At 72.1% G+C, this 18911-nt stretch carries 15 protein-coding genes; 10 read left to right on the plus strand and 5 right to left on the minus strand.

Translation table 11 applies throughout. From position 1 onward, the window contains the following. Positions 1 to 137: 137 nt before the first annotated feature. Positions 138 to 3467: a bifunctional lysylphosphatidylglycerol synthetase/lysine--tRNA ligase LysX gene (lysX, locus tag ACZ573_RS07220; RefSeq protein WP_471300199.1), complete on the plus strand. Its 3330-nt coding sequence runs from the start codon at positions 138 to 140 to the stop codon at positions 3465 to 3467. Between the two features lie 99 nt (positions 3468 to 3566). Then, positions 3567 to 4466, plus strand: a complete 900-nt coding sequence (locus ACZ573_RS07225) for a polysaccharide deacetylase family protein (RefSeq protein WP_471300201.1) — start codon at positions 3567 to 3569, stop codon at positions 4464 to 4466. Between the two features lie 33 nt (positions 4467 to 4499). On the opposite strand, the gene ACZ573_RS07230 is transcribed toward ACZ573_RS07225, so the two are convergent. Beyond that, positions 4500 to 5162, minus strand: a complete 663-nt coding sequence (locus tag ACZ573_RS07230) for a class F sortase (protein WP_471300205.1) — start codon at positions 5160 to 5162, stop codon at positions 4500 to 4502. Between the two features lie 364 nt (positions 5163 to 5526). Here ACZ573_RS07230 and ACZ573_RS07235 point away from each other — a divergent pair, with 364 nt between their 5' ends. Further along, positions 5527 to 6048 (plus strand): hypothetical protein, encoded by a 522-nt coding sequence (locus ACZ573_RS07235; protein WP_471300208.1) that lies wholly within the window; start codon positions 5527 to 5529, stop codon positions 6046 to 6048. 98 nt (positions 6049 to 6146) lie between these two features. Here ACZ573_RS07235 and ACZ573_RS07240 read toward each other — a convergent pair whose 3' ends face one another. Both ACZ573_RS07240 and ACZ573_RS07245 read right to left on the minus strand, forming a co-directional pair. Next, positions 6147 to 6722 (minus strand): hypothetical protein, encoded by a 576-nt coding sequence (locus ACZ573_RS07240; RefSeq protein ID WP_471300211.1) that lies wholly within the window; start codon positions 6720 to 6722, stop codon positions 6147 to 6149. 201 nt (positions 6723 to 6923) lie between these two features. Then, positions 6924 to 7694 carry a bestrophin-like domain gene (locus tag ACZ573_RS07245; RefSeq protein WP_471300213.1) on the minus strand — a complete coding sequence of 257 codons (771 nt, stop codon included), beginning with the start codon at positions 7692 to 7694 and terminating at the stop codon, positions 6924 to 6926. Positions 7695 to 8749: 1055 nt separating this feature from the next. On the opposite strand from ACZ573_RS07245, the gene ACZ573_RS07250 reads away from it, so the two are divergent. Beyond that, positions 8750 to 9580: an SAM-dependent methyltransferase gene (locus tag ACZ573_RS07250; protein WP_471300655.1), complete on the plus strand. Its 831-nt coding sequence runs from the start codon at positions 8750 to 8752 to the stop codon at positions 9578 to 9580. Further along, positions 9577 to 11814 (plus strand): putative bifunctional diguanylate cyclase/phosphodiesterase, encoded by a 2238-nt coding sequence (locus ACZ573_RS07255; RefSeq protein ID WP_471300216.1) that lies wholly within the window; start codon positions 9577 to 9579, stop codon positions 11812 to 11814. The genes ACZ573_RS07250 and ACZ573_RS07255 overlap by 4 nt, the downstream gene beginning before the upstream one ends. A 125-nt stretch (positions 11815 to 11939) precedes the next feature. Here the strand turns inward: ACZ573_RS07255 and ACZ573_RS07260 are convergent, their stop codons facing one another. After that, the gene (locus ACZ573_RS07260; protein WP_471300219.1) at positions 11940 to 13031 is read right to left on the minus strand and encodes an FAD-dependent monooxygenase; all 1092 of its coding nucleotides are present in this window, start codon (positions 13029 to 13031) and stop codon (positions 11940 to 11942) included. A 105-nt stretch (positions 13032 to 13136) separates the two neighbouring features. Here ACZ573_RS07260 and ACZ573_RS07265 point away from each other — a divergent pair, with 105 nt between their 5' ends. Then, positions 13137 to 13823, plus strand: coding sequence for a TetR/AcrR family transcriptional regulator (locus tag ACZ573_RS07265; RefSeq protein WP_471300222.1), 687 nt, complete (start codon positions 13137 to 13139; stop codon positions 13821 to 13823). Positions 13824 to 13854: 31 nt separating this feature from the next. Here the strand turns inward: ACZ573_RS07265 and ACZ573_RS07270 are convergent, their stop codons facing one another. Continuing rightward, positions 13855 to 14733, minus strand: coding sequence for a LysR family transcriptional regulator (locus tag ACZ573_RS07270; RefSeq protein ID WP_471300225.1), 879 nt, complete (start codon positions 14731 to 14733; stop codon positions 13855 to 13857). 99 nt (positions 14734 to 14832) lie between these two features. Here ACZ573_RS07270 and ACZ573_RS07275 point away from each other — a divergent pair, with 99 nt between their 5' ends. From ACZ573_RS07275 to ACZ573_RS07290, 4 genes are all read left to right on the plus strand, one after another. Beyond that, positions 14833 to 15537 (plus strand): succinate dehydrogenase, encoded by a 705-nt coding sequence (locus ACZ573_RS07275; protein WP_471300228.1) that lies wholly within the window; start codon positions 14833 to 14835, stop codon positions 15535 to 15537. A gap of 2 nt (positions 15538 to 15539) precedes the next feature. After that, on the plus strand, positions 15540 to 17534 hold the full coding sequence (locus tag ACZ573_RS07280) for a fumarate reductase/succinate dehydrogenase flavoprotein subunit (protein ID WP_471300231.1): 1995 nt from the start codon (positions 15540 to 15542) through the stop codon (positions 17532 to 17534). Next, positions 17531 to 18277, plus strand: a complete 747-nt coding sequence (locus ACZ573_RS07285) for a succinate dehydrogenase/fumarate reductase iron-sulfur subunit (protein ID WP_150260633.1) — start codon at positions 17531 to 17533, stop codon at positions 18275 to 18277. The genes ACZ573_RS07280 and ACZ573_RS07285 overlap by 4 nt, the downstream gene beginning before the upstream one ends. Before the next feature lie 85 nt (positions 18278 to 18362). Next, positions 18363 to 18821, plus strand: coding sequence for a hypothetical protein (locus ACZ573_RS07290; protein WP_471300234.1), 459 nt, complete (start codon positions 18363 to 18365; stop codon positions 18819 to 18821). Positions 18822 to 18911: the final 90 nt, after the last annotated feature.

The raw sequence follows: 18911 nt of genomic DNA on the forward strand, positions 1-18911 counted from the left end.
CAGAACGCCCGGGGCGCGGCCCGGGCACGACCTGGGCATGGCCCGGGCACGGCCTGCGCAGGCCCGCCGACATGGCCCGGGGAGCGCCCCTCCCGCTCGGCGCGCGCACCGGCGCCGCCCTCCCTACAGTGCGAACCATGAGTGCCACCAGCGCCACCGTGGAGGAGAAGCACGGAACCCGGAACCGCTTCCTGAACCGGGTGCCCGACGGGTTCGGCGCGTTCTTCGGAACGCTCGGCCTGCTCTGCGCCCTGCTCGCGCTCTCGCCCACGCTGCGGCGGCTCCTGCGGCACATCGTGCGGTTCCTCGACCTGATCGTCGTCCCGGTCAGCGCGAACCTCGCCTACGCCGTCTTCCTCTTCCTCCTCGCCGCGGCCCTCGGCACCCGCAAGAAGGTCGCCTGGTGGATCGTCATCACCTATCTGGCCCTGCTGATCCTCGACGACGTGCTGGAGATGGCCGTCGGCGAGTACTGGATCGGCATCCCCTCCATGATCATCGCCGTCGCCGCGCTGGCCGTGCTGATCGCCGCCCGCGACGAGTTCTACGCCGCCTCCCGCCCCGGAGCCCTGTGGCACGCCCTGTTCGTGCTCGGCCTCGGCCTGCTCGCCGCCGTACTCGCGGGCTGGGCGCTCGTCGCCCTCTTCCCCGGCACCCTGCCCAAGGGCCAGTGGCTGGACTGGGCCGCCAGGGAGGTCTTCGGCGGCCTCTTCTCGGCCCGGGAGTTCGACGGCCACCCACCCCGCCCGCTCTCCTTCCTGCTCGGCCTCTTCGGCGCCGCCGCCCTGCTGAACGCGGCCATGACCCTCTTCCGCTCCCAGCGTCTGACCGCCGCCCTGCACGGCGACGAGGAGGCCCGCATCCGCGCCCTCCTCGGCGCCTACGGACGGGGCGACTCCCTCGGCTACTTCGCCACCCGGCGCGACAAGGCCGTCGTCTTCGCCCCCAACGGCAAGGCCGGCGTCACCTACCGCGTCGAGGCCGGCGTCTGCCTCGCCAGCGGGGACCCGGTCGGCGACCCCGCCTCCTGGACCGCCGCCATCGACGCCTGGCTGGCCGTGGCCCGGCGCTACGGCTGGCAGCCCGCCGTCATGGGCGCCTCCGAGGACGGCGCCACCGCCTACGGCCGCTCCGGGCTCGGCGCGCTGCAGCTCGGCGACGAGGCCATCCTGCACGTGGCCCACTTCGACCTCGACGGCCGCGACATGCGCGTCACCCGGCAGGCCGTCAACCGGGTCCGGCGCACCGGGGCCACCACCGTCATCCGCCGCCACTCCGCCCTCTCCCAGGACGAGATGCAGAGGATCGTGGAGAGCGCCGACCGATGGCGCGACACCGAGACCGAGCGCGGCTTCTCCATGGCCCTGGACCGGCTCGGCGACCGCGCCGACGGGGACTGCCTGCTGGTCGAGGCCTTCGACGACCAGGGCGAGCTGATCGCCCTGCTCTCCTTCGTCCCCTGGGGCAAGGACGGCATCTCCCTCGACCTCATGCGCCGCGACCGTACCGCCCCCAACGGGGTCATGGAGTTCATGGTCGCCCAGCTCTGCGCCGCGGCCCCCGGCCTCGGCGTGCACCGGATCTCCCTCAACTTCGCCGTGTTCCGATCCGCCTTCGAGGAGGGCGGCCGGATCGGGGCCGGCCCCGTCCTCAAACTGTGGCGCAGGCTGCTCCTCTTCTTCTCCCGCTGGTGGCAGCTGGAGGCGCTCTACCGCTCGAACGTCAAGTACAACCCCGAGTGGTACCCGCGCTTCCTCTGCTACCAGGACGCCGGCTCGCTCGCCCGGGTCAGCCTCGCCTCCGGCATCGCCGAGGGCTTCGTCTCCGTACCCAGCCTGCGCACCCTGTGGGGCAACGGCCACCCCAAGGGGCTCACCGCCCCCGTCACCACCGAGGGACTGCCCTCCATCGACTCCCTCGGCCTGGACGCGGTCCAGCAGGAGGCCGCGGGGCCACCGGCCGAGCGGCTGCCCGAACAGGTGCGCGTCCGCCACGCGAAGCTCGACCGCATCCGGGCGGCCGGCACCGACCCCTACCCGGTGGGGATCCGCCCGCGCACCCACACCGCCGCGGAACTGAAGGCCACCCACGAGGGTTCCCCCGGCCACCCGGTCCTCCCGCCCGGCGCCCGGACCGGGGAACGGGCCACCCTCGCCGGACGCGTGATGCTCGTACGCGACCTCGGCGGCGTGGTCTTCGCCGTCCTGCGCGACTGGTCCGGGGACGTACAGCTGATGCTCACCCGCGACGAGACCGGGGCCGAAGCGCTGGACTCCTTCACCTCCCAGGTCGACTTCGGCGACCACGTGCTCGTCAGCGGCGAGACCGGCGCCAGCAAGGCGGGCGAGCTGTCCCTCGTGGTCCGGTCCTGGCAGCTCACCGGCAAGTGCCTGCGCCCCCTCCCCGACAAGCGTAAGGGCCTCGCCGACCCCGAAGCCCGCGTCCGGCGCCGCTACCTCGACCTCGTCGCGAGGCCCGAGGCCCGCGACGTCGTACGGGCCCGCTCCAGCGCGGTCCAGGCCCTGCGCCAGGGACTGCTCGACCGCGGCTACCTGGAGGTCGAGACACCGATGCTCCAGCAGATCCACGGCGGTGCCAACGCCCGGCCCTTCCGCACCCACATCAACGCCTACGACCTCGACCTGTACCTGCGCATCGCGCCCGAGCTCTACCTCAAGCGGCTCTGCGTCGGCGGGATGGAGAAGGTCTTCGAGATGGGCCGCACCTTCCGCAACGAGGGCGTCTCCTACAAGCACAACCCCGAGTTCACGATGCTGGAGGCGTACCAGGCCTTCGCCGACTACGACGTGATGCTCGACCTCACCCGCGAACTGATCCAGGGTGCCGCCACCGCCGCCTTCGGCTCGCCCATCGCCCACAAGGCGGGACCGGACGGGAAACTCGTCGTCCACGACATCTCCGGAACCTGGCCGGTCAAGACCATGTACGGGGCCATCAGCGAGGCCCTCGGCGAGGAGGTCGACGCCGACACCGAGGAGGGGGTGCTGCGCCGGCTGTGCGACCGGGCGTCGGTCCCGCATGCCCCCGAGGACACCCGCGGCGACGTGGTGCTGGAGATGTACGAGCGCCTCGTGGAGGAGCGCACCGAGCTGCCCACCTTCTACAAGGACTTCCCCACCGACGTCTCCCCGCTCACCCGCCAGCACCGCCGGGACCCCAGGCTTGCCGAACGCTGGGACCTGGTCGCCTTCGGCACCGAACTGGGCACCGCCTACTCGGAGCTGACCGACCCGGTGGAACAGCGCCGCCGCCTCACCGCCCAGTCCCTGCTCGCGGCGGGCGGCGACCCGGAGGCGATGGAACTCGACAACGACTTCCTCGACGCCCTGGAGTACGCGATGCCGCCCACGGGCGGCCTCGGCATCGGTGTGGACCGCCTCGTCATGTTCCTCACGGGCCTGACGATCCGCGAGACCCTCCCCTTCCCCCTGGTCCGCCGCGGCTGACCGGGCCGGGGGCCGGCGCCGTCGGCCGACCGGGTGAGGGGAAGTGGGTGCGTCCGCGCCTCTCGACAACTTCAGCGATGTCGTTGATACGTAGTAATAATGAAAAATGACGAGCCGACAGTAGGGCGGCGCACGGTCCTGCGTACCGCCGTCTTCCTCGGGGTCGCCGCAGCCTCCGGGCTGCTCAGCGTGGGTGGTGAGAGCGGTACCGGTACCCCGGGGCCCGGAGCGGGCGGGTCCGGAGCCGGAGCGCCGGCCGGGCCGGGGGCGCGGCCCGCGGCGGGTGCACCGGGGCGGCGGGCGCAGGCGCTGCCCGAGAAGTCGTACCGGCTGCGGCCGATGACGGCCGATGCGCCGGTGCGCGCGGCGGCCGTGAAGCCGGCCGTGAGGACCCGGCCCATCCTGGAACTCCCCGCCGCCGAAGCCGCGTCGGCCGGCATGGTGCTCACCTTCGACGACGGCCCGGACCCCCGCTACACCCCCGCTATCCTCGACACCCTCGCCCGGTACGGCGTACGCGCCATGTTCTTCGTCTGCGGAGAAATGGCCACCGAGAACCGGAACCTGCTGCGCCGGATGGTCGACGAGGGCCACGTCATCGGCAACCACACCTGGACCCACCCGCTCATCCCCAGCCTCAGCCGCCCCGCCCTCGCCTCCGAGATCGGCCGCACGAGCGAGGTCGTGCAGCAGACCGTCGGCGAGGCGCCGCTGTGGTTCCGGGCCCCCTACGGGGCCTGGAACCGGGCCGCCTTCGAGATCGGGGCCGAGCTCGGCATGGAGCCGCTCGCCTGGACCGTGGACACCCTGGACTGGAAGGAACCGGGGACCCCGACGATCATCTCCCGGGTCCTGGGAGGCGCGGCCCCCGGCGTGATCGTCCTCTCGCACGACGCCGGCGGCAACCGCTCGCAGAGCGTCCAGGCGATCTCCTCGTACCTTCCCCAACTGCTCGCACGGGGCTACCGGATGACCCTCCCGGTGCTCCCGCCCCGCTGAACCGGGGAGCCGGCCGCGGCGGATGCCCACGGCTCAGCGGGCCTCCACCATGCGGGCGAAGACGACCACGTTGCCGTCGTAGCCGCGGGCCTTCGAGTACCCGCCGCCGCAGGTGATCACCCGGAGCTCCGGGTGCCCGGTGTCCCCGTACACACGGGCCCCCGGGAAAGCCTCCTTGGAGAACACCTCCACCCCGTAGACCTCGAACACCGCCGTGCGGCCGTCGTACCGCTCCACCTCGATGCGGTTGCCCGGCTTGACCGAGCCGAGGCCGTAGAAGACCGCGGGGCCCTGCGCGTTGTCCACGTGCCCGACGATCACCGCAGAACCCCGCTGGCCGGGCGAGATGCCGTTGAGGTACCAGCCGGCGAGATTGCGGTCCTGCGGCGGCGGCGCGTCGATCCAGCCCTCCGCGTCCAGCCCCACCGTCATCACCGGCGCGTCCACGTTGATCGTGGGAATCCGGATGCGCTGGACCGACGAGTGCTCCAGCACCTCCATGTCCGCCGGGGGCGTGGGCGGATCCGCAGGCAACTGGTCGGCCGTCACCGCGACGGCCGAGGCCGCGGTGGGCTGAGGCGGCCCGTCGCCGACATTCACACCGTTGCGCACCATGGCGAGGCCGGTGAGCATGACCAGGGCGAGCACGCCCCACGGTGAGCGTCTGCGTGACTGCCCGGTCTCGTCCTCGCCCATCGTTCTCCCTTCCCGACGCGGGGGTCCCGACCCGCGTTCCTGTCCCGCCCCTGTACGCCCTACTTCACGCACGCTAAGGCCGAGTCGGCAGGACGGCGAGGGGGGAAGGGCGAACGGGTGGCCGCCACCCGGAGGGGGCCGGAAGGGGTGCGCCCATCCAGGTAATCGTCACATAAATGCCTGACGGGTCGTGACCTGCGGATCCGTCAGCTGCATTTCCCGCGCTTCGGCGTGTCGCTCAACCGGGCGGCCCAAAGCCGGAAATGCGGAGATTGCGGGACGACCTGAGGGTTCGACGTGGGAGGCGTTCTCGTCGATCATCCGGGGCCGACGCTCCGGGGCGCTTCCCGCTGGAGGTTCCACCATGCGTGTCTTGCGCGCTCTTACCGTGACGGCGGCAGCCTGCGCCGTGATCGGCCTCAGTGCCCCGTTCGCCTCCGCGAACCAGGACCCGGGGGGCCGGGGTGGGAATGGGGGTGGGAACGGCCCCAGTAACATCTCCGTCAACCCGTACTCCGTGCACCAGGGTTCCACGATGCAGGTGAGCGCGGCGGGCTGCGGTCACGGCGGTACCGTCACGTCGCACGGCAACTTTCCGCCGGCCAACCTGTCCGCGGGGTCGATCGGCTTCGCGACCGTCCGGATCTTCAACCACGCCTCGCCCGGGCACCACACGCTGTCGGTCAAGTGCAACGACAGCAACCTGGTCGCCACGCACCGTTTCACGATCCTGGAGGGCAACCCCTCACAGGGTGGCCTCGGCGGATCCTTCGGCCCGTCCACCGCCGAGACCGCCATCGGTGCGGGCCTCGTGGGCGCCGCGGCCCTCGGCGCAGGCGCCCACGTGGTGCGCCGTCGCCGTCCGCTGCGCAGCAGCCGGGCCTGACCGGTCTCCCCGGACGCGGATCCCCCGCCACCGCCGATCGCCCCGAGCCCTCGTCAGGACTCGGGGCGATCGGCGGTGGCGGGGGATGTGCGGCGGGTTCAGTGGCTGCGGCCGGATCCCCTGCGGCGCAGCGCGAACACGGTGCCGCCCGCGGCGGCGAGGAACAGGCCGGCGCCGGCGCCCAGCTCCACGGGATCCATGCCGGCCACGCTGCCGCCCAGACCGCCGCGGACACCGAGGGCGGAGGACGGGGTCGGCAGGACGGTCGCGCCGGTGCCGGTCCGCGTGGAGCTCGTGGTGGGTCCGGTGGTGCCGCCGGCGATCGTCAGGTCGGCCGAGCCGGTCTCCCCGTTGCAGGTGAAGGAGACGGAGTAGACGGCTCCGCGCCGGGCGTCCCGGTCCACGGTGACCCGTACGGTCTGCCCGCGCGCGATGCTCACGGTGTCGAAGACCCCGGAGGAGGCGGTGGCGTAGGCGGCGTTGCAGCGGCTGACCGCGAGGACCGTCTGCCCTCCTGGGGCGACGGTCGAAGGCGTGAGGGTGAAGCCGAACGAGGTGATGGGCTGGGCCTCGGCAGCGGTCGCGGCGGGCGCGCAGAGGACGCCGAGCGCGAGTACGGCGCCCGTGGCGCCGGCGCTCAGCAGGGCGGTGGCGGAGGTACGTATCGCACCCATGATCGATTCTCCGGATCCCCGAGGAGCAGCCGCGGAACGGTTTTCCGCACGTGGGGGGTCGTGCGCCTCGATGTCCGACACGCTAGGCCGGGGTGCGGTGACCCGCGATCAGGAACGGGCGAATGGGGCATGGCCGTGGGCCGAACCGGGGACGGGAGGCCCGCCCCCGGTTTGCGGACCGCCCGATCCGAGCGTGATCTCCTAGCCGCCGAGGGCCAGGTGGGGGAACTGGGCGAGGAACGGTTCGGCGGTGGCGGAGATGCCCCGCCCGAACGGCGCGTCGAAGTCCCAGATCAGGAACAGCAGGAACGCGATGAGGGCACTGAACAGGCCCGCCAGCAGCATCTCCCGGAACGACCGCCTGATCTGCAGGGTGAAGATCAGGCCCACGGTCACCAGGGCGCCGACGATCAGTCCGAACCACACCACCCCCGGCATGGTGGCCCCCGCACTCGAACCGCGTGCGCTGCGGGCGTCGTCGGCCACTGCGACCTGGTCGACCAGCGGCTGGTAGGCCTGCCCCTCGTGGTCGGTCTGCGGCTCGTAGTCGGTGACGTCCCGGCGGATACGTTCCAGCAGCTCCCCGCCGCGCTCGGTGAGCTCGCCGTGGTCGGCCATCCGCTTCCACTCCGTGTCCACGACGTAGGTCACGTACGCGTCGACATCGGACCGGATCCTCTTGCGCACCTCGGCCGGGTAGACCTCGGAGCGGACACTGACCTCGTGCAGGGCCTGGGCCTCCTGGCGCACGTATTCCTGGGCGGCCCCGCGGCCTTCCCAGACGCCGGCGATCGCCAGGCCCAGCACGATCGCGTAGATCACCCCGATCATCATCGTCATGTACTCGATGACGTCCGGGGTCTCGTTCGGATCGTCGTCGTCGCCGATCCTCCTGTGGTTGAAGAAGGCGATGGACAGCACCACGGCGCAGGCCGCGGCCATCGCGAGGGACAGGACGAGCCATTCCGACAAGATGACTCCCAATCGGTTACTGGTGGGGCGGAAGAAGCCCTAGCGCGGGCGCAGCGCGACGATCGCGAGCACCGCGGGAGCGGCGGTCATCAAGGTGAAAGTCACCGGCGAGATGTGGTGCTCGACGGGTTTGCGGGCCGCCGCGTGATACGCGGGCCGGGCCACCGGTTTCCGCGGTACGGGTTTCACCTCTGGGGCGGGTGGTGGAGGTGGGGCAGGTGCTGCGGGTGGTGGCGGCGCGGGAGCCCGGACCGCGCGGGGCGCCGGGGGTGCCGGCTTCGGCGGGGGCGGTGCGGGCCGGACCGGCTTCGGTACGGGTCTCGGCGCCGGCGCGGGAGGCGGCGGCTTCGGCGGTGCGGGTTTCGGGGGCGGTGGGGGCTCGGGCGGTGGCGGCGGGGGTGTCGGCTCGGGTTGCGGCGGGGGCTTCGGCGGGCAGGGCGGAGGGGGCGGCGGCGGTGGGCAGCGGGGATGGCCGTGATGGCCCCCGCCATGCCCGCCACCACGGCGTTTCCCGTGGTCGGAGCCCTGGTCGTCACCGTGATGTCCGCCACGCGGGCCGCGTCCGCGGTCGCTGCCGCCGGCCACCGCGGCCACCACGGTGGCGGCCGGGCCGTCGCCGGAGTCGGTCGTCGCGTAGGCGCGGCTATCAGCCACGGCCGGCGTGACGGACAAGGCCGCCCACAGCAGGACCGGGACTGCCAGCAGGCGCCTGGCACAGGCTCTGTTCACCCCGGGAGCATGGGCCCGCGCGCGCCCGGGCACGCGAGGCTCGGCCCCCGGTTCGCCTGAACGGGTGGACTGCCGACCAGAGAGGTTTGAGCCACTCTTGGGTCGGTAGTGTGGTGACTGCGGTCGACCCTCGGCCAATTCCCATAAGGGACTTGTCGGTATCGGTCATTCCCTCGTCCGGTGCGGCGGCGCCTTTGGTGTGTGACGAAGAACGGATCGCCAATTTCCGCTTTTGCTCGCCCTGTTGGGAAATGATCAGTACATTCGGCTCGGACAGGAGTCCGACCTCACACGGACGATCGCAGGACCAACGCTTGGAGACCCCGATGGAGCGCCCCGCCTGGGCCCCGCCAGGCATCGACATATCGGTGCCGAGCGTGTCCCGCATCTATGATTACTACCTGGGTGGCTCCCACAATTTCGAGGTCGACCGCCAGACGGCTCGCCGCGCCATGGAATTCATGCCGGGACTGCCCAAGATCATGCAGGCCAACCGGGCATTCATGCGCCGCGCCGTCCGGCACGCCGTCGCCGAGGGCGTCACGCAGTTCCTCGACATCGGCTCCGGCATCCCCACCTTCGGCAACGTCCACGAGATCGCCCAGGCCGCCAGCCCGCAGGCGCGCGTCGTCTACGTCGACCACGACCCGGTGGCCGTCGCGCACAGCCGGGCCGTCCTCGCGGGGGACGACCACAGCGACATCGTCGCCGCCGACCTGCGCAAGCCCAAGGAGATCCTGGCCGCCCCCGAGGTCGGCCAGCTGCTCGACCTCGGCCGCCCGGTCGCCCTCCTGCTCGTGGCGGTCCTGCACTTCCTGGAGGACGCGGACGACCCGTACGCCTCCGTCGCCGAACTGCGCGACGCGCTGGCCCCCGGCAGCCTGCTGATCCTCACGCACGCCTCGTACGACGGGATCCCGCTCACCCAGGAAACCGCCGCCGGCACCGTGGGCGTCTACCGGGACATGCGCAACCCCCTCGTCATGCGCACCCGGGAACAGATCGGCGGCTTCTTCGACGGGTTCGAGATGCTGGAGCCGGGCCTCGTGTCCATGCCCGACTGGCGGCCGGACCGGCCCGACGACGGCGAGGACGGCGAGACACCGGAAGACCCCTACGCCTTCTCGGGCTTCGGCGGCGTGGGACGCAAGGCGTGAGACTTCCGGCACAGACGGCGGGGGCGCCGAAAGTAGCCGCGGCACCGACCGCGGCACCGGCCACCGGGTCCGCGGCGGCCCCGCACGGCGGCATCGAAGACCGGATCGCCCGCTTCGCCACGATCTGGGGCCGGGCGATCTTCCCGGTCACGGCGACCTCGCTGACCCGCACCGAATTCGAACGGTACCTCGTACCGCTCACCCGGACGCTCACCGAGGCCCTGCACGCCCGTCCCTTCGACGCCTCGGTCGCCCAGCAGGTGGGGGCGGAACTCGTCGCCGTGCACTGCACCGACCCCGAGGCCCTGGCCGGCACCCTCGGCGTGATCGAGTCGTACCTGGTGCTCTACTGCGGTCCGGACGGGCCTGCGGGCTCCGGAGTCGAGGGCACCGAGGAGTACCGCTCCCGCTGCGCCCGGCTCCAGCACGCCATCGCGGCGGGATACGCCCGCGCGCTGCGCGAGCGCACCCTCAGGGAGCAGGAGGCCATCGCGCGCTCCGCGCTGACCGCGCGCACCGACGCGCAGCAGGCCCTGCACGCCAGCGAGGAGCGCTTCCGGGCGGTCTTCGAGGGCGCGGCCGTGGGGATCGGCATCGCCGACCTCGACGGGAACGTCCTGGAGGTCAACGACACCCTGCTGCAGATGTTCGGCGGCCTGGAGGGACACGTACGCAGCCGCAACGTCAGCGAGTGGGGACACCCCGACGACACCCCGCACGTCTGGCGGATGTACGGCGAGCTGGTGCGCGGCGAGCGCGAGAGCTACCGCGTCGAGAAGCCGTACTACCGGCACGACGGCACCGTGCTCTGGACCAATCTGACGGTGTCGCTGCTGCGCGACGCCGACGGGAAGCCGCAGTACCAGCTGGCGCTGATGGAGGACACCACCGAACGCCGGCTGCTGAACCTGCGCCTGCGCTACGAGGCCACCCACGACGCCCTGACCGGCCTGCCCAACCGGACGCTGTTCTTCGAGCGGCTGGAGAAGGCCCTCGGCGGGGCCGGAGGCGACCGCTACGGCCTGTGCTACCTCGACCTCGACGGATTCAAGGCGGTCAACGACAGCCTCGGGCACTCGGCGGGGGACCGGCTGCTGGTCGAGGTCGCCGACCGGCTGCAGAGCTGCGCGACCGGCCCCGGCGAGGTGGTCGCCCGGCTCGGCGGTGACGAGTTCGTCGCCCTGACCACCGGCTCCGACACCGAGGAGAAGGTGACCGACCTCGCGGTCCGCATACTGACCGCCCTGTCGACACCGATCCGGCTGGAGGGCCGGGAGCTGACGGTCCGGGGCAGTATCGGCATCGTCGAGGGCCGGGCCAAGGAACGCACCCCGGCGGAGGTGCTGCGCAGCGCCGACATCACGATGTACCGGGCCAAGGCGGCCGGCGGCAACCGCTTCGAATTCGCCGACGCCGAGGCCGACGCCCGTGCGATCACGCGCCACGGCCTGACCAACGCCCTGCCCGCGGCGCTGGAACGCGGCGAGTTCTTCATCGAGTACCAGCCGCTGGTCCACATGCGCGACGGCAGCGTGCACGGGGCCGAGGCGCTGGTGCGCTGGTCGCACCCGCAGTACGGGGTCCTCGGCCCGGACCGCTTCATCCCGCTCGCCGAACGGACCGGGCTGATCGTGCCGCTCGGGCGCTGGGTGCTGGAGGAGGCCGTCCGCCAGGCCCGCATCTGGCAGCGCCAGCACGGAGGCGCGGCCCTGCGGATCAACGTCAACCTCTCGCCGACCCAGCTCCACCACCCGGGCCTGGTCGCCGACACCGTGGCGGTGCTGGAGAAGTCCGGTCTCGCCCCGGGCGCACTGTGCCTGGAGGTCACCGAATCCGCCCTGATAGGGGCCGACGACGAACTCCTGGAACCGCTGCGCCGGCTCGCCGCCCTCGGCGTGGACATCGCCCTCGACGACTTCGGCACCGGCTACTCGAACCTGGCCAACCTGCGGCGGCTGCCGGTCAGCGTATTGAAGCTCGACCGCTCCTTCACCCAGGGGATGCAGCAGCAGCCCGCCAACCCGGTCGACGTCAAGATCGTGGAGGGGATCGTCGCCCTGGCACACAGCCTTGAACTCGCCGTCACCGTCGAGGGAGTGGAGACCGGAGCCCAGGCCGCCCAGCTGCGCGCCCTCGGCTGCGACACCGCTCAGGGCTGGTACTACGCCCGGCCCGGGGCCCCGGACCGCATCCACACCCTCTCCCTCTCGGACGCGGTGCCCACGCCCTCCTGACGCCCGCCGCCGGGAGGGCCGGGCGGACCGGCTGCCCGGAGCCGGCGCCGGGATTCCCGGGCAGCGAGCCCCGGCCGGGGTCAGCCGGGGGCCGGCCGGGGCCCGGGGTCGGCCGCGGGGCCGCCTCAGGCTCCCCCGCGCGGCTGGCTCCGGGTCATGCCGACCTCCGTCCCGCGCCCGGGGGTCCGCACGGCCTCCACGACCCGGTCGTACCGCTCCGCCGTGTCGGCCAGGACGTCGGCGACCACGGGCAGCCGCTCCGCCTCGTACGCGTCGAGCACCTCCTCACCGCCGGGCCCGGTGAGTGCTGCGGCCAGCGTCCGGGCAAGGGCGGTGGCGTCCTGGATTCCGGTGTTCATGCCGAGCCCGCCGGCTATGGGCTGCACGTGCGCGGCATCCCCGGCGAGGAAGACCCGGCCCTCCCGCAGCCGCGTGGCCATCCGGATGTTGACCCGCCAGGCCGAGATCCACGTGGCATCGGCAAGGCGGATGCCCGGAACCCGGGCATGCCGGTCGAAGAGCCGCTGGAAGCTCTCCAGCGAGGGCGGCAGCGGCTCGCCCCGCTCGTCCCGCTCGGGCGAGGCCTGCAACTGGAAGCTGTCCGTACCCGGCATCGGGCAGAGGAGCATTCCATTGCCGTCCGAGGTGAACCACTGGTGCCAGACGTCCCGGCTGAGCCCGGGCACCCGGACGTCCCCGATGACCATCGCGGGCTCCTCCTGGCCGTTCCCCTCGAACGGGATGCCGAGCAGCTTGCGCGTGGTGCTGCGCCCGCCGTCGCACCCGGCGAGATAGCGGGCTCCGATCACGGTGCCGTCCGCCAGCTCCGCGCGCACCCCCGATCCGTCCTGGGTGAGCGCGGCGAGCTCCGATCCGTACTCGACCCGCACGCCGAGCCGGGCGAGCCGGTCGCGCAGGGCCGCTTCGATCTGCCACTGCCCGATCAGCAGGCCGGCGTCGGTGGGGGTGTCGTTGATGTGCTGTCCGTCGAAGTACTTGCGCAGGACCACGCTCCTGTTGCCGGTGGCGGCCAGGGTGTCGAGCACGCCGAGCTCCTGGAAGACATCGAGGCTGCCCGGCAGCAGCCCCTTGCCCCGGGACTCGTGGTGCGGTTCGGTGCGCCGGTCGATGACGCGCACGGCGAATCCGCGCAGTGCCAGGTCGCAGGCGAGCGTCAGTCCGGTGGGACCCGAGCCGGTGATCAGTACGTCGCTCATGGGATGTCCTCTCCTCGTCGATGTCTCAAGGAAAGCGGCTCCCGCCAGAAAAAGCAACCCGGTTAAAAAAATAACTCGGTCACGTATCCGTGGTACGCTGTGCGCATGGAGAACACGACGGGTCTGCGCGAGAACAAGAAGCTCCGTACACGGCACCGCCTGGCGGCGACGGCGCTGGAGCTCTTCCTGGAACGGGGCTTCGATGCTGTGTCGGTGGCGGACGTCGCGGCCGCGGCCGAGGTCTCCAAGCCCACCCTCTTCCGGTACTTCCCGACCAAGGAAGACCTCCTGCTCGACCGGTTCGCCGACCACCAGGACGAGGTGGCGCGCATCGTGCGCGAGCGGGCCGCCGGCCGCACCCCGGTGGGCGCCGTGCACGCGCACTTCCTGGCGGCGCTGGCCGAGCGGGACCCGATCACCGGGCTGTGCGACCACCCGAACGTGATGGCCTTCCAGGGGCTCGTCTACAGCACCGCCAGCCTCAAGAGCCGGCTGAACCGCTACACCGACCGCGAGGTGGAGTTGCTCGCCGCCGGGCTGGAGGCGGAGGCGGTGGCGCCGCTCGCCGCCCGCCTGGCCGCGATACATCTGGTGGCGGTCCGGCACGAGTTGGGCCGGGTGAACTGGCGGCGGATCGAATCCGGGCAGAGCGCCGACGAGGCCCACTCGGCCGCGGTGGCCGATGCCGATCAGGCCTTCGGGATGCTCGCCGAAGGCCTCGACAAGGCCCTGCCGACAGGCCCCGCCCAGGCGTCCCCCCAGGCGTCCGCCCCGGCCCAGTCCCTGGAATGACCGCCCCGGCCGCACCCCCGCCACGGCGGAATCAGCCGGTCAGCATGCGCTTCAGCTCGCGGGCCGCGCGCGGCGGAGCCACGTCGGTGCGGTGGGCCAGGGCGATCGTGCGGCGCAGCGGGGAGCCGGCCAGCGGGGTCACCCGCAGGCCCGGACCGGCACGGTCCACCACCATCGCCGGGACCACGGCGATACCGAGCCCCGCCCGGACGAAGCCCAGGACCGCGTCCATCTCGCCGCCCTCCACGGTGAAGACCGGCTCGAAGCCCTCCGCCCGGCAGGCCGCCACCGTGAGCTCCCGCAGGTCGTATCCGTGCCGGAACATCACCATCGGCTCGTCCCGCAGCCCCGGGATGGTCAGCTCGCCGCCCCCGCCGGGCGCCGGCCGTTCCGCCGAGGAGACCACCACGAGGTCTTCCGTCAGCAGTTCCACCGTGGTCAGGGCCGGGGCCGAAGGGGGCAGCGGCAGCGCGATCAGGGCCAGGTCCAGGGCTCCGCGCGCGAGCTCCCGTACGAGGTCGAGCGAGCCGCTCTCCTCGATCAGCAGCTCGATCCCGGGATGCGCGTCGTGGAAGGCCCGCAGGACGTCCGGCAGCAGGCCCGTGCAGATGCTGGGAGTGGCGCCGAGCCGCACGCGGCCGCGCCGTAGCTGCGCCAGTTCCTGCACCTCCAGCCGCGCGCTGTCCGCGTCCGCCAGGATGCGGCGGGCCAGCGGCAGCAGCGTCTCACCCGCGTCGGTGAGCGTGATGTTGCCCCGGGCCCGGCTGAACAGCTCGGCCCCGAGTTCCCGTTCGAGCGCTTTGATCTGCTGCGAGAGCGAGGGCTGCGCCACGTGCACGCGCTCCGCGGCCCGCGTGAAATGCCGGGTCTCGGCGACGGCCACGAAATACAGGAGCTGCTGGAACTGCATACGCCCAGGCTAGGGGGTGCCCTCGATAGTCACCCTCTATCGATATCAGCTCCATCATGTCTTGGACCTTTCGGGATCCCCGTCCGTACCGTCGGGGACATGGCTCTGGCAACGCGGACGGATCGACGGCCGTCCATCACACGCACGATCTGGGACTCCTCCGTCGGCAAGAAGTCCGTGATGGCCGTGTCCGGCCTGATCATGCTCGGCTACCTCGTCGTGCACATGCTCGGAAACCTCAAGATTTTCTTCGGGGCGGACGAGTTCAACGGCTACGCCCACTGGCTGCGTACCCTCGGCTCGCCCTTCCTGCACCACGAGTGGGCCCTGTGGCTCGTCCGCGTGGGGCTGCTCGCCGCGGTCGTCGCCCACGCCGTGTCCGCGTACCAGCTCAGCCGCCGCGACATCAAGGCCCGCCCGGTGAAGTACGCCCACAAGCGCCGCCGCGCGAGCTACGCCACCCGCACCATGCGCTGGGGCGGCATCATCCTCGGCCTGTTCATCGTCTGGCACCTGCTCGACCTCACCACGCTCACGGTCAACGAGCGGGCCTGGTCCGGCCACCCGTACGAGAACGTCCTGTCCACCTTCTCCACCTGGTACGGGAACGCCATCTACATCGTGGCCATGGCCGCCCTCGGACTGCACGTCCGCCACGGCTTCTGGAGCGCCGCGCAGACCCTCGGCGCGGGCAGCGCCCGACGCGAGCGGACGCTGAAGTTCCTGGCCAACGGCCTGGCCCTCGTCCTCTTCGCCGGCTTCGTGTCCGTCCCCGTAGCCGTCATGACCGGAGTGGTGAACTGACCATGAGCGCACACCAGCACGACCGCGACCAGCACCCCCACCAGCAGGGCACTCACTACGCCGCGTACACCACCGGCGACCCCGTCGCCGACACCAAGGCCCCCGAAGGCCCGATCGCCGACCGCTGGGACCGCCGCCGCTTCGAGGCCAAGCTCGTCAACCCGGCCAACCGCCGCAAGCACACCGTCATCGTCGTCGGTACCGGCCTGGCCGGCGGAGCCGCCGGCGCGACACTCGCCGAACAGGGTTACCACGTGGTCCAGTTCTGCTTCTCCGACTCCCCGCGCCGCGCCCACTCCATCGCCGCCCAGGGCGGCATCAACGCCGCCAAGAACTACCGCAACGACGGCGACTCGGTGCACCGCCTCTTCTACGACACCGTCAAGGGCGGCGACTTCCGCGCCCGCGAGTCCAACGTCCACCGCCTCGCCCAGATCTCGGTCGAGATCATCGACCAGTGCGTGGCCCAGGGCGTCCCCTTCGCCCGCGAGTACGGCGGCCTCCTCGACACGCGCTCCTTCGGCGGGGTCCAGGTCTCCCGCACCTTCTACGCCCGCGGCCAGACCGGCCAGCAGCTCCTGCTCGGCGCCTACCAGGCGCTCTCCCGGCAGATCGCCGCCGGCAACGTCGAGATGCACGCCCGCACCGAGATGCTCGACCTGATCGTCGTGGACGGAGTGGCCCGTGGCATCGTCGCACGCGACCTGATCACCGGCGAGATCTCCACGTACTACGCCGACGCCGTGGTCCTGGCGAGCGGCGGCTACGGCAACGTCTTCTACCTCTCCACCAACGCCATGAACTCCAACGCGACCGCCGTCTGGCGGGCGCACCGGCGCGGCGCGTACTTCGCCAACCCCTGTTTCACCCAGATCCACCCCACCTGCATCCCGCGCACCGGCGATCACCAGTCCAAGCTCACCCTCATGAGCGAGTCCCTGCGCAACGACGGACGCATCTGGGTCCCCAAGGCCAAGGGCGACACCCGCGCCGCCGCCGACATCCCCGAGGCGGAGCGCGACTACTACCTGGAGCGGATCTACCCCTCCTTCGGAAACCTCGTGCCCCGCGACATCGCCTCCCGCGCCGCGAAGAACGTCTGCGACGAAGGCCGCGGCGTGGGCCCCGGCGGCCAGGGCGTCTACCTCGACTTCGCGGACGCCATCCGCCGCATGGGCCGCGACAAGGTCGCCGAGAAGTACGGCAACCTCTTCGAGATGTACGAGCGGATCACCGCGGAGAACCCGTACGAGGTCCCCATGCGGATCTACCCCGCCGTCCACTACACGATGGGCGGCCTGTGGGTCGACTACGACCTCCAGACCACCCTGCCCGGGCTCTTCGCCATCGGCGAAGCCAACTTCTCCGACCACGGCGCCAACCGCCTCGGCGCCTCCGCGCTGATGCAGGGCCTCGCCGACGGCTACTTCGTGCTCCCGTCCACGATCAACGACTACCTGGCCCGCCACCCGCACCAGGACATCGTGGACGACAGCCATCCCGAGGCCGCGGCGGCGATCCGCGAGACCCGCGACTGCCTGGCGAAACTCCTCGCCGTCGACGGCGACCGCACGCCCGACTCCTTCCACCGCGAGATCGGCGAACTGATGTGGGAGTACTGCGGCATGGCCCGCAGCGAGGACGGCCTGCGCAAGGCGCTCGACCGCATCCCCGAGATCCGCGAGGAGTTCTGGCGCCGCATCAAGGTCCCTGGCCGCGGTGAGGAGTTCAACCAGTCGCTGGAGAAGGCCAACCGCATCGTCGACTACCTCGAACTCGCCGAGCTGATGTGCCTCGACGCGCTCCACCGCGCCGAATCCTGCGGCGGCCACTTCCGCGAGGAGTCCCAGACCTCCGACGGCGAAGCGGCCCGCCGCGACGAGGAGTTCGGATACGCGGCCGCCTGGGAGTACCAGGGCACCGGAGCCGCCCCCGTCCTGCACAAGGAAGACCTCGTCTTCGAGTACGTCCACCCCACCCAGCGGAGCTACGCATGAAGCTCACCCTGCGCGTCTGGCGCCAGCGCGGCGCCGACGCCCCCGGTCACATGGTCTCCTACGAGGTCGACGGCATCTCGAAGGACATGTCCTTCCTGGAGATGCTCGACACCCTCAACGAGGACCTCATCCTGCGCGGCGAGGACCCGGTCGCCTTCGACCACGACTGCCGCGAGGGCATCTGCGGCGCGTGCAGCCTCGTCATCAACGGCGACGCCCACGGCCCGGAACGCACCACCACCTGCCAGCTCCACATGCGGTCCTTCGCCGACGGCGACACCATCGACGTCGAGCCGTGGCGGGCCGCCGCCTTCCCCGTGGTCAAGGACCTCGTCGTCGACCGCGGCGCCTTCGACCGGATCATCCAGGCCGGCGGCTACATCACCGCCCCCACCGGCGCCGCCCCCGAGGCGCACGCCACCGCCGTGCCCAAGGCCGACGCCGACTTCGCCTTCGAACACGCCGAGTGCATCGGCTGCGGCGCGTGCGTGGCGGCCTGCCCCAACGGCTCCGCGATGCTCTTCACCTCGGCCAAGGTCAACCACCTGAACGTCCTCCCCCAGGGCTCGCCGGAGCGCGAGACCCGGGTGCTGGACATGGTGGCCCGGATGGACGAGGAAGGCTTCGGCGGCTGCACCCTCACCGGCGAGTGCGCCACGGCCTGCCCGAAGGGCATCCCGCTCCCCTCGATCGCCGCGATGAACAAGGAGTGGCTGCGGGCCGTGCGCAAGGGCCCCCGCTGAGCCCGGGGCCCAAGGCCTCCGGCCCTGCGCCGATCGGCTGACCGGCACGGCCCGTACCGCGGCGCGCCCCGGCGCCGCCCGGACCATGGGGGGACAGGGGCGCCATGCCGGCAGCCCCTCCGGGTCCGGACCGCGTCGCCGGGCCGAGCGGCTCCCGCGTCTCTTCCCGCCGGCCCCCGGCTCCTCGCTGCTCCGCCCCGCGGCGGTCTTCGCGGCGGGCGGGAAGGGAACCGCCGCCCCCGCGCGGTGCAAGCAGACGGTGGCGGCGCTCGCCACCGCCCTGGGCACCCCCGTCCGCGCCGAGTTCGCCATCGGCGCCGAATCCGCCCTCGTGCAGGCCGCGTTGGCCGTGCCCGTGCCCGTGCCCGTCTGCTGGGAGCACAGCGGGATCCTGCGCCTGATCCGGGCCCTCGGCGCCCACCGGATCCCCGGCACCCCGGCCACCTGGTCCCACCGGCACGGCCTCGTCCGGATGTTCACCCGCCACCAGGGCCGGTGGAGCTTCCGCGAACTGCCGCAGCACCTGCTCCCCGGCGACGTCTGAGCCTCACCAGCGGACCGGTTCGTTCCCGGCGGCGTCCTCGACGGTCGTCACGCTGCCGTTCGCCCGGACCACCGGCACCAGGACCTGCCC

Source organism: Streptomyces sp. NPDC040545, from assembly GCF_055595065.1.